This is a genomic window from Sphingobacteriaceae bacterium GW460-11-11-14-LB5 (assembly GCA_002151545.1).
Lineage (GTDB): Bacteria > Bacteroidota > Bacteroidia > Sphingobacteriales > Sphingobacteriaceae > Pedobacter.
In genome coordinates, this window is record CP021237.1 from 4653369 (window position 1) to 4667448 (window position 14080).

The following is a 14080-nucleotide window of genomic DNA, read 5'->3' on the forward strand; positions in this document are numbered from 1 at the left end:
GGGCCGCCATGAAAAAGCATACCCCTTTATACTTTCTGTTAATTATTGGAGCGTAGGGTCGAAAGTGCCTCCCCAATCTTTGTTTTGCTGTAATTTATTAGCATTTGCAATGATGTTTTGTGCTATAGGTGCAAAATAATATTTGTCAGGAACAATATTGAGTTTGTTACCGGTTTGTGGTACACTTAACGGAACATATTTGAAGTTCTCTTCTAACAATTGGTTAGCCTGGCCGAGCGACCTCGCTTTTGCCAGTGCCATTTCTGTACCATTGGCTTCTATGGCAATGGCTTCTAAGCCCGTTTTGCCTTTGTTATCTAACAAACTAAACATACGCCATCTTCTCAAATCGTTAAACCTAAAACCTTCAAAACAAAGCTCAATATTCCTTTCGTCCATAATGGCTTTACGCATTTGCTCACGGGAGGTGGCAACTATACCGTAGTTTCCGTCTGCACCGGGTTCAATACCCGCACGGGTTCTAATTTGTTTCAATATATCCAATGCATCTGCTAAATGATTCGTTTCGTTCGCAGCTTCTGCATAGTTTAACATGACTTCTGCATAACGCATCAATACATAATCTACGCCGGATTGTAATACAGTAGCTTGCGTTAAGGTTAAATCGCAACCTTTTAACACAAAGAATCCTGCATTTACATTATTATTGGTAGAGCGGTCTGGAGAATTTGGATTAATCCCGTTATTATCCAAAGCATTGGCAATGCCCAATGCAGTATATTGCCGATAGCCGGCAGCCGTACCTGCAACAGGATAGGTTTTTGCATTCCAAACGATAGATTTTTCAAACCTTGGGTCTCTATTCTTCCAATACGATTTTAGCATATCAGCATCAGATACAAAATAGGCACTGGTTGGGTCATTATAAAGTTTTCCATCTTTCATGGGGAAGGCCTTTACAAATTCGTAAGTTGGGGTTACAGCAGTGTTGCCTCTAGCTAAAGATAAGGGGCGAAGTCCGTTGTCCCAGCTTGCCGTTTTATCCGGAAACTGATTAATTACAGAAAAAACTACTTCGGTATTACGCTCAGCAAGTGCTATCGTCGAATAGTCACTTACCAGTTTGTAACCCTGTGTTTTTAAATCATCATAAGCTTTTTTATTTACGGTATAAGCATCGGCCCAATAGGCATTATCCCATGGATTGCCTGGGTTAAATTGTGGTGAAGCCTTATAAAGTGACATTCTTGCTTTAAAAGCCAGGGCGAAGTTACCATCAATTCTGCCCCAGCTGGCAGAACTCGGCAAATTACGTTTTGGCAGCAAGGCAATAGCCTGATCTAAATCGGCATTCATGAAATCAAAACACTCTTTGGTTGAGTTTCTAGGCACATTAAGTTCATCCTTATCTTTATCCTGTGGGATTTTGATATAAGGGACACCACCATAAGTACGGACCATTCCAAAATAAAAGTAGGCCCTGAGAAAATAGGCTTCTCCTAAAATTCTATTTTTGGTGGCATCGGGTAAAGTTCCTTTAGGTATATCCAAAATAGCTTGATTAACCAACCTAACCGGAGCGTAATTCCAGTTACCCAAACCGCCATTGGTGATGGTTACAGCATCTTGCGGAAAAGCAATACCCGATAGCTGATCGCTGTTGCGATCGGCACTTGCATTCCAGTTGCCGAAGGCAGTAGGATAAATATTGGTTAAATAAGCATCAGCTAATAATTGATCGTTCCAAATTTGATTGGGATCATATGCCGTTAAATTGTCAACATCTAATGCTTTTTTACATGCCGAAAACAGCGTTACGGCGATGAGGAATATGAATATTTTTTTCATAAAAATTTGTTTTTTATCGGCCATGAAGCTAGCATGAGCATCATCACTGCGCTTTTTAAGCAGTATGCCCATGCCGGTTTCATTTTTTTATAACAACCGGTTTAAAATTTAACATTTAAGCCCAAAGTGAAGGTTTTCATAATAGGGAAAGAATCGTAGTTGTTCTGCTCAGGGTCCTGAAATTCTTTCATAGCCGAGAAGGTTAACAGATTGGTTCCGTTGAAGAAAATCTGCGTACCAGCTAAGCCAGCTTTATTCATCCATTTTTGTGGTAAATCGTAAGCGACATTAATGTTTCTTAAGCGTAAGTAAGCACCATTAACCATCCAAAAGCTAGAGGCGCCTGTACCAGATTCCTGCCAGTTCTGACCGACCGGCCTAGGGTATTTAGCGTTAGGGTTTTCAGCAGTCCAAACGTCGCCAGCCCATATTGGATAATAGGTACGGAAGTTACCACCATGCTGGCGCATACCACCACCCTCCTGGTTACTGATCATCCTGTCATAAGCACCTACACCCTGCAGCAATGCATCAATAGTAATGCCTTTCCAGTTGACCCTAAAACCAAAACCAAAGTTTATTCTTGGTATTGCATTGTTACTCAATACCTGAAGGTCATTGTCGTCAATTTTATTATTTGCCCCGGGTTTAAATGCATCGCCGCGTACATCTTCATAAAGAATAGCACCTAAATATGGTTTTCTGCCATATTGCAAAAATCCTTTAGCATTTAAGGCATCTAACTGTTCCTGTGTACGGATCAAATCAATTGCTTTTAAACCAATAATTCTATTGGCGGGCTGGCCGATGGCGGAGCGCCATTCGTTAACACCACCTGGTAAATAATCAGCACTTTGATCCAATACATCCCAACGGTCTTTGGCATAACCCAAATTACCGAACAATGAATAATTTATCTGGCCAATTTTATCTTGCCACTCCAGGTTAAAATCTAGTCCTCTGAAGCTTCTGGCGGCATAATTTTCTGGCGCTATCGTTGCTCCATAAGATGCCGGCACGATAATATCCCGTGGTCCGAGGATATCTTTCATGTTATTCAAAAAGGCATCAACAGAACCGGTTAGTTTATTTTTTAACAATCCAAAATCCAAACCGATGTTGTAGTTATAAATGGTTGCCCAGGTTTGGTTAGGGGTAGGTGTGCTACCTGGTGCAACACCACGGAAAAGCGTATTGCCAAAAATATATGAGTTCCCGTTTCCGTAGGTTTGTTCAAATCCGAAAGCGCCAATAGTATTATTACTCGTATTTACCAGATTCCCTGTTGTACCATATGAGGCACGCAGTTTTAAATCACTCAACCATTTAGCGTTATCCTTAATAAAGCCTTCTTGTGATATTCTCCATCCTGCAGAAACTGACGGGAAGAAACCCCATCTTTTGGTCTCAGCAACTAAGGGTGTTCCATCATATCTGAATGAAAAATCAACAAGGTATTTTTCGTCAAAATTATAACCCAATTTACCAACCCATGCAATATTCGAAATCCATGAATTAAATGCATTTCCTCCGTTAACACCAATGGCTTCTGTAGCATTACCCGTTCTGTTACCCGCTGATGCAGAGTAGGCAAACATCTGATCTATACTGGCTGTAGGCGCAAAACCCGTAGTGGTGATATAGGTCGTTTTAAACTCCGACTGTTCGAATATCGCTTGTGCCGTTACTTTATGTTTATCAAAAGTTCTATCGTAGTTTAAGAAACCATTAACCTGGTACCTCCAGGCATTATTCATCTCATAACCTAAGCTTGGCTGGGCTTGCCCGAAAGTGTAGGTATTTGTTTTTGCAGGATCTGGTGCTGCAGGAATGAACCGGTTACCCGATGGATCTTTAGGAGAATAAACATAATTTTTCTGATAAGTGATAAACGTTTTACGCATGTAATCCACCGCTTCATAATTTCCTGCGATTTTAGCAGAAAGACCTTTGGTAATGGCGTCTAACTTAACGTTAAAGGTTAAAATAGGATTAAATTGCCTGTTTTTTGTATCAACATACCGATCGCCATTAACCTGATCGATTACGCTCCAGGCTTGAAAACTGCCCAATGGGGTTTGTACCGGAAAAGCTGTAACCTGATTAGCCGGAGTGCCATCAGCCTCAGTATAAAAAGGATATAATTTAGTCCAGTTGAAGGTTACACGATAAAAATCGCCCACGTTAAAATCATCAGCAGAATCGCCCTGCCAAAAAAAACGGTGGTTATTTTGCTGAGATGCCGATAAATTTAAATTCATAGAAATGGCATTGCTCAATTGTGCCGTAATGTCCGATCGCAGGTTGAATTTACCAAAATCTACATTTTTGTAAGTACCCTGCTCATCGGTATAACCTGCCATGGCATAATAGGTAATTCTTTCGCTACCGCCATTCACACTAAGGAGGTACTTTTGTGAATTTGGATTGCGCCAAACCCAATCGTTTACATTGTAAACCTTATCATTAAAATAATCGAATTCTCTCTGGTTATTGGGTTGCACATAGGGCGTGGTTCTGGCACCTTGCTCCCATTCAAATCTCGTTACCCTGTTTTGATAGGTGAGCTCATCGGCGGCGGTGGTAATATCGCCCAAGGGCGTTTTAGTCGTGGTGGCTAAGGTATTTGATGCCTGAAAGTTAAACTGTGCTTTTTGTACCTTACCGGTTTTGGTTGTCACAACGATTACCCCATTACCTGCCTGTGCACCGTAAACAGATGCCGAAGCTGCATCTTTTAAAACGCTCATTTGGTCAACTTCATTTGGATCCAGTGCATCGAAAGAGGCTTTGTTTTTAATCACACCATTAATCACATACAAAGGTTCTCTAAAACTTCCCCTTACACGTATGGTTGAGGTAGCACCAGCAAGCCCAGAGCTATTGGTAACAGTAATACCAGGTGCCCTGCCCGCTAAGGCATTAGATAAGTTAGAAACCGGAATAGAACCAATTTTGTCCATTTTAATAGAGGAGACAGAACCCGTAATATTGCCTTTCTTCTGCGTTCCATAACCCACCACCACAACCTCTTCAAGGTTAGATTGAGGTATCATTTTGATCGTCATACCTGATGACGCTTTTACTTCAAGCGGCTTGTATCCTACATAAGAAACAATAATAACGGCACCATCTTCAATGTTTTTGAGCTGAAATACGCCATTGGCATCAGCCTGGGTAACAATTTTTGTTCCTTTAACGCTTACTGTTGCTGCAGGAATGGGCTGTCCATTTTCATCAACTATTTTTCCACTAACATCAAGATACCTGCTCCCTGGAAATGAGTATCCGGTTGACAAATGAGTATTTCCGACGTTTGCATCACTATCCGAAACTTCGAATAGTACGTTTTTTGCATTGGATTGAAATGCAAGCATTGCGAAAGCAAGTGCCAAAATCAACTTTCGATTTTGAGATCGCTTTTTAATCGATAACCACTCCACACCATTGCGTGGAGCATTCTGTTGTTTAATTAAAGACATAATTTTGTTGGTTGTATTGGTTGCTTTGTTTTTAAACGATTTCAGGGATGATGATTTAAAATTTTGTAGTTGTTTTAGTGCTAATAATGAATACAAATTCCCACTTGTATTTAATTCGATTATGTTATGTTTGCGACGTGATCGCAAGGGTTTAGTAAAACTATTGGAAATATAATTTTGTAGTTAATGATTAAGGCTACAAAGTTTTTGAATTGTTTTGTATGTTTAACTATTTGATTTATAGCTGATTATTTTTTATGAAATCGAATTCTGGAAATAAGGAAACTCACGCTTTTTTCGAATTGCTGGATTATTGCGTGGCCGAGATCATAAAAAAAATGGGGGACCTGCCTGTTGCCGAATGGCGTTCGACAGATTATACGGCCCTGAGTAGCCATTTAGGAAAACAGACCAAGGTTTATTTAAGCGAAAATACACTCAGGCGGATACTGGGCAAATTGAAAACCTCAGAACGCTACTATCCACAGAAGGCAACAAGGGATGCTTTGGCACAATTTATAGGTTACCGCGACTGGCAGGAGCTTGAGCTGGTTTATAAAACCACGAAAAAAAATAGCCAGGCGACAGCGGAGAATCTGGCAGACCAGAAAATGCTACCTGTAAGCGCCGTCAAAAGAGCACGCAAATCTTACCGCTTTGTAGCAATTCTAAGTATCCTGTTGGTTTTGGGTTGTGCAGCTGCGATAATTTTGTTTAAACATGGGGAGCAGATGCATGTAAAACTGGTGTGTACCAATCCCTTCGGAGCAGTCCCTCACTCAGCAACGTTCAGGCTGGAAGCAATGAAAGGTTATAGTCAGGACGAGAAATTTCAGCTTGATTTTTTAGAAGAAGCGATGCGGTCGGAAATTAGCGGAAAGAAAGAAGTAACCAAGTTTTTTAAAAATCCGGGCGTGGTTTATGCCACCTTGCTTCACAATGGCAAGGCCATCGATACCGTTAGCGTCTTTATGCAGACCAAAGGATGGGTGGCCAATTCGGGGAATGATACATCACGCGCTTTTCCGGTAATCGGGCTTAAAACACTCCATCCGGCAAATATTTATGTCTCTCCCCAACAACTCGATTCGGCAGGTCTCGATACTGCAAAACCTTTTATGGTTGGCTTCAGTTATGTTAAGCCTTCTCACATCAGTGGCGATAATTTTTCTTTTAACTGTAAGATTTTCTCCGAAAAAGACAGGCCAGGCACACAATGCGTAGGAACCGCTATCCTCATCCTGGGCTCGAAAGATAAACATGTGATCAATCTGTTCAGGCCAAGTTGTTCGGCCTTTTGCGATTATAAATTTTCAGAACTGCGTGTGCTGGGTTCAGATAAAAACCTCAGTAATCTGGCCTTTAATCCCGAACATGGTGGGGATGTAACCATCAGGGTAGCAAATAAAGTGGTTTCTATTTACCTTGATGGAAAAAAAGTGCTCACTACGCAATATAAACAATCCATAGGCGAAGTAATGGGGATTAAATTTGTATTTAATGGAATAGGCAAGGTGGTTTCGCCCCAACTGCAGGATTTAAAAACTAAAGAAATTTTTTAAGGCATTAGCGGTTGATCAACGGCCACATCTCTGGGCAATAGCAGATGATTAAGTCTTACCGGTAAACAGAAAGACCACATATAGTCCGCATTCAAAAAATGCGGACTATATGCAAAACAGGATATTAATTAGTTTTCTTTCCGGATGAAAATTGCGCCGTTAGTGTCATTACTGGTATCGCCCCTTACATAGGCTTTAATGGTAAATGCGGCACCGGTTTCATACTCATTGATTTCGAATTTATAACTGTTTTCTTTTTGTTCTGTAGTGTTCTGTTGCACGCCTCCATTAAGCTTGGTGCCATTTTTATAAATTTCGATGGATTGTATTTCAAGCTTGCTCCTGCCTCCGGTAGCTTGAAAACTTAATACATATTTTCCATTTGAATTAATTTTACCTGTGGCATTGATTTCCATTAGCGCAAAATCTTTTGCCTTAATATTTGATGGATTCCATTCTGATAATAAGGTGCCATATTTTTTGTAACGTTCATACTTTTCCGGAAAATAAAGCGGAAGGGAATATTGCTGACGGTTGAGCACAGTGATGGCTAAGAAATTATTAAGTCTACCTACTTTAACCGGCTGCGTGTAAACAGGAGAGTAAGCATTCGGGAAAGAGCCATCTGTGGTATAGCGTATTTCCGCATGGTCGACAATATTTTTTAAGGTGATGGTTTCGGTACTGTCTGTCTTAGTTTTACTCATCAGCTTCGGTTGAGGCAAGCGAAAACCATAACCCGCATTTTGATAACGGCTGTAATGTGAAGCCATCCGGTTTTCAAAATCTGTCCAGCTTTGCCGGGCGAAGGGAGTCCAGCAAACCTCTGCCAGCGCGCTCAGTCTTGGCAGGGCCAGGTAATCAAAATATTTTTCTGAACGGTTTTCATTTAGCGGAGCAAATTCTGGCAACTTGTTTCCGTGGATAAACTGATCTGCCCACAATGTTCCTGAAGCACCGAGGATTTGCCCCTTATATTTTTCGTCTAAACCTTTCACCATCGGGTTTAGGGAATACACCCGTTCTAAAGAAACTGGTCCTACCCAGGTTGCAGTTTGCACTTCGCCCGGAATGTTTGCTTCGGACATATCAAAATAACAATAAGAAGTAAGGGATTGAACGATACTGTGGCCGGCCTCAACTGCTTTGAGTATTTTTTTCGGATCGTTCCAGATCATCCCTACCATCGGCTCTTTTAGGCCTTCTTCTATGGCTTCATCCCAGCCTACAATGGTTTTACCATATTTTTTCAGTATCGTTTGTACACGGTTATTAAAATAGGTTTGCAGCTCGGCCTCTGATTTTAGTCCCAATTCTTTCTTCTTCCGCTGGCAATCTGCACATTCTTTCCATCTACTGTAATTGGCTTCATCTCCGCCAATATGAAGATATTTGGATGGAAAAAGTGAAACGGTTTCTTTAAAAACATCCTCTAAAAAACTAAAGGTACTTTCTTTGCCCACGCAATAGATTTCTTTACTGATTGAATGCTGGGTAGGCATTACGAATTGCTGCCCTGTACAACCCAGGTAAGGATAAGCAACAATTGCGGCGAGGGTATGTGCAGGTAGCTCTATTTCGGGCACCACCTCTACATTTCGCTTTGCCGCATAGGCTACTATTTCTTTGATATCTTCCTGGGTATAATAACCTCCGGTTGTTTCTGCACCAACACCACGCCAGCCACCAATTGAGGTTAATTTCGGGTATTTTTTAATTTCTAATCTCCATCCGGCATCATCAATAAGGTGAAAGTGTAAAACGTTCATTTTATACATGGCCATCATATCAATAAATTTCAACACATATTCCTTACTGAAAAAATAGCGCGAAACATCGAGCATCATGCCACGCCACGGGTATTCCGGGCTATCGTTAATCACCGCGCCCTTGATATTCCAAACTATATTTTTTTGACGCTCTTTATTATATATTTCGGCGGGCAACAGCTGTAGCAAACTTTGAATGCCATAGAATACGCCTGCGCTGTTAGCGCCAGTAATTTTAATTTGTTTGTTATCGACCAATAAATGATAGGCTTCCTTATTGGTGTCTCCTTTAGCAGTAGCTAATATAATTCCGTTAAGTGGTACAGTTTTAAATTCCTGTAACGCAAAATCATAACCCGTAGCCGGGCTTAAAGCCGATGCCAGGAGCAGTGCCTGGTCCTTGAGTCCTTTTTGATAATAAATTTTTGTCTGGGCATTCAGCTTAAAAACTTTTCCGTTTGCTTTGAAATCCCTGGGTTGGGGTATAATACTGGTTTGCGCCAATACTTGGCTCCGGAATGCCAACATCAGCATCAGTACCGTAAAAATATTTTTCATGATTGGTTATATCAGGTTTTGATACAGCAATTTGTAGAAATATCATTGGTTTTTAAAGTTTATTACTGCACAAACGTTTGTTTAAAAGCAAAGCGCTTTATAATGAATTAGATGAGTCATTTGGATTTAATACTGGCGCGAATGCCCCTTTATTTGTCATAACGGTACAGCACCTAAAGTAATTTTTACACCTAAATTTAAACATCAAAAAAACTGAATGATGTTATTAGAAGGTAAAATCGCGATTATTTATGGCGCTGGCGGATCTCTTGGCGCTGCGGTAGCCAGTGCGCTCGCCTCTGCCGGTGCTCAGGTATTTCTTACAGGCCATCATATACACAGTGTGGAAAAAACAGCAAATAAGATTGCATCTGCCGGAGGGAAGGTTTCATTCCATGAGGTAAATGCGAGGAATGAGAAATCTGTAAATGACCATGTACAAACAGTGATGCAGGCCGTTGGATCGGTTGATATCTCTTTCAATGCAATCGGCTGGCAGGATACACAAGACATGCCTTTAGTTGATATGGCGCTTGATGATTTTCTCCGTCCGATAAATATTGCCATGGAAAGCCAATTCATCACTGCAACCGCTGCAGGAAGGGTGATGAAACAAAATAAATCCGGGGTGATCCTTTCGCTCACCGCTACACCCGGAGGTATCGGTTATGCCAACGTGGGCGGATTTGGTCCTGCCTGTAATGCGGTAGAGGCATTCTCCCGAAACCTGGCTTCAGAACTGGGTCCATATGGAATTCGTGTGATAAACATCCGTTCGGCCGGATCTCCGGACTCAAGGGTTTTTAAGGAAGCAATAGATGCCGGTGGCGATGAAGTGAAAGCATTCGTTAAGAAAATGGAAAGCGACACCATGTTAAAACAGTTACCGCTCATGGAAGATATAGCCAATACAGCCGTATTTCTTGCGTCGGCTATGGCTGGTAAAATAACAGGGGTTACCATCGATGTAACAGCAGGTACCACAAGCGCACTGAATTATAAAGTAACAAACATCGCATTTCTGAAAAAAGATGCCAGTAAACCATAGGTGCAACTGCAGTTTTCCTTTCAGGTTAAATACCCACCGGCGAAAACAAATAAAGCCTGAAATCTCTCAATTTCAGGCTTTACTCAATCCCGGGTATTTTATGAATTTATAAACTGCGACAAGAGATCGTGTTCACTTATTCATGTATCGGTATAACTGTTAAAAATTTACCAAACTCGCAGCATCGTATCGTGCTGGAATGGGTACATTTAAAAACTTAAGGACGGTTGGGGCAACGCCATAAATAAACGGCGGATTTCCACTTACATAATTGCCAGCGCTCGCACTTGACCATGATGGTGCACTTGTGCCACTTCCGATTAAATTAACATTACCTCCAATAATACCTGTATAAACCGAGCCTGATCCATCATTTCCTTTTGCATAATATTTTAAACTCGCATAATCAGGATGGTTGGTTGAAGTAAGGTTACTATTCTGATACTGTTTAGCAATTGTGGCGGGGCTTAATGCGGTATTGAAAATCCGCAGGTGTGTGATGTTTCCGTTAAAGAGGTTTGGCCCATAAAGTCCCCTGCCGTCCTGACCGATATTAAGGTTTAAAGCAGGATCCTGTATCGACCCTGTAACTGCAGAAATATCTCCGTTTAGCTTCATCAATCCAGCTTCATATACCATTGCCCTGTTGGTTGTACGGTTAATTACCAGGGTAATGTAATGCCAGTTCTGGTCAGTAAGGTCTATACCAGGATCAAAATCTTTACGGGTAGTGCCATTGCTGATATTAAACCTTAATTTCCCCATCTGATCGTGCATTTCGAAACCAACATTAATACCGGATACCCAATTTTTATTGCTGATTACAGGTGGGTAGTTTGTACTTAATGTATTGTTTTTTCGTACGCGGTATTCGATAGTGAAATTGCCGGTTGCAAAATCTACATTAGATAAGGCGGGCAGTTTTCCATAAGCCCCATTACCAAAACCCACAACATTTTCGCTATGCGAACCACTTACACCAGGGAGCGTATTTACCACCGCAGGCGTTATCGCGCTGTTGTTTAATATGATAAATGGATTTCTTTCTAAATAACTTGCTCCACCATGCCCGGTTCCGGTACCACCATGATCGGTTACCATGACAATAAGCCAATCCTCGCTGCTATAGGTTGCCCTGTTTTTTAATGCAGTAAGAATATTTCCGACATGAACATCTGCCGCTGCAATTGCATTGGTATAGTTAACATTGCTGGTCGAAAAGCCGCTTCCGTGGCCATTGTGGTCAATGTTGTCAAAGTGGCAAAAAAGTACATCAGGATTGTTGTTCGAGAGTTCATTAATTACGGCCGTGGCCACTTTACTATCTCTTAATACATAATCACTATCGCCGTAGGCTGTGCGAAAAGCAACATCGTTAGCATTCACGATATAGGTTGTAATCGGGCTCCATGCTACAATTGCACCTGTTCTTAGGTTGGGTAGTGCTGTTTTTATTTCCCTGAAGAACGATGGGTTATTGGCGATATCGTTTCCTGTAAAAGAGTTGTCAGTTGCTTTGTGTTTTGAAATGGAGGTGCCGGTTAATATCCCGCTCCATCCGCCTGCACTCCAGGTTGGTGGTTCTGCCTGGGCATTTGTACTTACCCACGATGAATCCATAAGTGCTTTTATATGCGGGGCATTTTGTTGGGTAAGTGCAGTCCACAATGTGCCGTCTAAGCCAATAATAAGGACTTTTTTGGTTTTTACTACTGCTTCTGTTTTTCCGGCACCAAGAGTTTTAAAACTTTCGAGCTTGCTACAACCAAACAGGATGGAGGAAATTAAACAAGCGGCAACTAGTTTCATCTTTGCGCTTTGGTTCGACTTTAGGAAGCTGCCTGTTTGCGGCGCCCAAAGTAGAAGTCGTAAGGTGTTGTTTTTCATGGTTTGTTTTTTAGGACGTTTAAATTGGTTAGATTTATTATTGTTTTTCGGGATTGATTTCCGGTTATTACATGAAAACCATTTCTATAAGAATAAGATTTTCGGGTGTTTAGCTTTGGTATGCCATTGTTAAGTCTGTTTTTCGATATCAATATTTTAGCAGACAATTTACTGCAATCAAAGCAAATTATTGTAAACAATGTTTATTAATACTATACAAACATAAAAATATTTATCAATAATGAACCATTAGGTTTAAGAAAGATGGATGGATAATAAGCGTGTTTACCGGAAACGAAAAAAGGCCTGCTATCATGCGATTTGCAGGCCTTTTTAGATATTAGAAATCCTTTTGCGGAGAGAGCGGGATTCGAACCCGCGGTACCTTGCAGTACACACGCTTTCCAAGCGTGCTCGATCGACCACTCTGACACCTCTCCGGGTGGATTGCAAAAGTATATTTTTTATTGGTAAAAAAAATGCTCCCGGTTAAAATCGGGAGCATTTTTAAATATGATATTAGAAATTAATCTATAACCGTAATTTTTAACATGTTGGTTTTACCTTTTGCTTCCATTGGGATAGCAGCCGTATTGATCACGATATCACCTTGTTTAACCAATTTTTTGCTTTTTAAGAATTCGTTCACCTCTATAATAGTGTTATCGGTACTTTCCCACTTATCGTAGTAAAAACCTCTTACGCCCCAAAGTAAACTTACCGCGTTTAATAAGGCCCTGTTGCTGGTAAAAATAAAGGTTAAAGCTTCCGGACGGTGACTTGAAATTTCAAAAGCAGTATAACCACTTAAAGTCATCGATACAATACCTACCGCGTTGGTTTGTTTCGCTAAGAAACAAGCAGAATCGCAAATGGCATCGCTTAAAAAAGATGGCGATTTTGGTTTTAAAAACTTATCAGGATTGAAAGGATAGTTGTTTTGCTCAATGTTCTGGATAATTTTTTGCATCGTTTCGATCACGATCAATGGAAATTCTCCAACTGAAGTTTCGCCACTTAACATCACTGCATCAGCACCATCTAAAACAGAGTTGGCCACGTCATTTACCTCTGCACGTGTTGGGCGAGGTGTAGTGATCATGCTCTCTAACATTTGGGTAGCCACAATTACAGGTTTAGAAGCTGCTCTACATTTAGCAACAATCATTTTTTGTAACAATGGAACTTCTTCCATCGGACATTCAACACCTAAATCACCACGGGCAACCATAATACCATCCGTTGCCGCAATAATTTCGTCGATATTGGCAATGGCTTCCGGTTTTTCGATTTTTGCAATTACACGGGCAGTTTTACCACGTTCTGCAATAATTTTTTTAAGTTCGATAATATCTTCTGCTTTACGCACGAAAGATAAACCGATCCATTCTACATCATTTTCTAAAACAAATTCTAAGTTTTCGCGGTCTTCTGGTGTTAAAGAAGGGATAGAAACTTTAGTATTTGGAAGGTTTACACCTTTTCTGGAAGTTAAAATACCACCGTGAACTACCTCACAAACTACTTCATCTTTTAAATTGGTAGAAATCACTTTCATTTGAAGCTTTCCATCATCCAAAAGGATAATTTCGCCCGCCTGAACATCCTGAGGGAAGTTTTGGTAAGTGATGTAAATACGTTCCTCGTTACCAATACATTCGGTTGTTGTAATTACGGTAGTTTTACCATTAATCAGGTTAATGCCACCTTCTTTTACTAAACCAATGCGGATTTTAGGGCCTTGTAAATCGGCAAGGATACCTACATTATAATCGTATTTTTTATTTAAATCGCGGATGGTATCCAAAACCGCCTGATGATCTGCTTGTGATCCGTGTGAAAAGTTTAAGCGGCAAACATCTAAACCTGCGTTAAACATACTATATAATACATCTGGTTTTGCTGATGCAGGCCCAAGCGTGGCAACAATTTTAGTTCTCGAATGAAAAGGTTTCATTTAATTAA

General features: G+C 40.7%; 7 protein-coding genes and 1 tRNA gene. 2 read left to right on the plus strand and 6 right to left on the minus strand.

From position 1 onward, the window contains the following. Nucleotides 1-42: 42 nt before the first annotated feature. Entirely contained in the window at nt 43-1809 is a 1767-nt protein-coding gene (locus tag CA265_18705; GenBank protein ARS43054.1) for a RagB/SusD family nutrient uptake outer membrane protein, read from the minus strand. Nucleotides 1810-1910: 101 nt separating this feature from the next. Further along, nucleotides 1911-5387, minus strand: a complete 3477-nt coding sequence (locus CA265_18710; GenBank protein ID ARS41577.1) for a SusC/RagA family TonB-linked outer membrane protein — start codon at nt 5385-5387, stop codon at nt 1911-1913. A 161-nt stretch (nt 5388-5548) separates the two neighbouring features. Here CA265_18710 and CA265_18715 point away from each other — a divergent pair, with 161 nt between their 5' ends. Then, complete coding sequence (locus tag CA265_18715) at nt 5549-6853, plus strand: hypothetical protein (GenBank protein ARS41578.1); 1305 nt, start codon at nt 5549-5551, stop codon at nt 6851-6853. A 128-nt stretch (nt 6854-6981) separates the two neighbouring features. Here the strand turns inward: CA265_18715 and CA265_18720 are convergent, their stop codons facing one another. Beyond that, nucleotides 6982-9180 carry a hypothetical protein gene (locus CA265_18720; GenBank protein ID ARS41579.1) on the minus strand — a complete coding sequence of 733 codons (2199 nt, stop codon included), beginning with the start codon at nt 9178-9180 and terminating at the stop codon, nt 6982-6984. A gap of 220 nt (nt 9181-9400) precedes the next feature. Between CA265_18720 and CA265_18725 the strand changes: the two genes are divergently transcribed. Further along, a complete protein-coding gene (locus CA265_18725) occupies nt 9401-10228 on the plus strand; it encodes a short-chain dehydrogenase (protein ID ARS41580.1) in 828 nt (275 codons plus the stop codon). A gap of 159 nt (nt 10229-10387) precedes the next feature. On the opposite strand, the gene CA265_18730 is transcribed toward CA265_18725, so the two are convergent. From CA265_18730 to CA265_18740, 3 genes are all read right to left on the minus strand, one after another. Further along, nucleotides 10388-12115, minus strand: a complete 1728-nt coding sequence (locus tag CA265_18730; GenBank protein ID ARS41581.1) for a hypothetical protein — start codon at nt 12113-12115, stop codon at nt 10388-10390. A 352-nt stretch (nt 12116-12467) separates the two neighbouring features. Next, nucleotides 12468-12555, minus strand: a tRNA-Ser gene (locus tag CA265_18735). 86 nt (nt 12556-12641) lie between these two features. Continuing rightward, nucleotides 12642-14072, minus strand: coding sequence for a pyruvate kinase (locus CA265_18740; GenBank protein ARS41582.1), 1431 nt, complete (start codon nt 14070-14072; stop codon nt 12642-12644). Between the last annotated feature and the right edge of the window lie 8 nt (nt 14073-14080).

What these genes read in the sequence shown, in the direction of transcription:
- CA265_18705 (ARS43054.1), bottom strand. Translation starts at nt 1,809, where the DNA reads ATGAAAAAAATATTCATATTCCTCATCGCCGTAACGCTGTTTTCGGCA.
- CA265_18715 (ARS41578.1), top strand. Translation starts at nt 5,549, where the DNA reads ATGAAATCGAATTCTGGAAATAAGGAAACTCACGCTTTTTTCGAATTG.
- CA265_18720 (ARS41579.1), bottom strand. Translation starts at nt 9,180, where the DNA reads ATGAAAAATATTTTTACGGTACTGATGCTGATGTTGGCATTCCGGAGC.
- CA265_18725 (ARS41580.1), top strand. Translation starts at nt 9,401, where the DNA reads ATGTTATTAGAAGGTAAAATCGCGATTATTTATGGCGCTGGCGGATCT.
- CA265_18730 (ARS41581.1), bottom strand. Translation starts at nt 12,115, where the DNA reads ATGAAAAACAACACCTTACGACTTCTACTTTGGGCGCCGCAAACAGGC.
- CA265_18740 (ARS41582.1), bottom strand. Translation starts at nt 14,072, where the DNA reads ATGAAACCTTTTCATTCGAGAACTAAAATTGTTGCCACGCTTGGGCCT.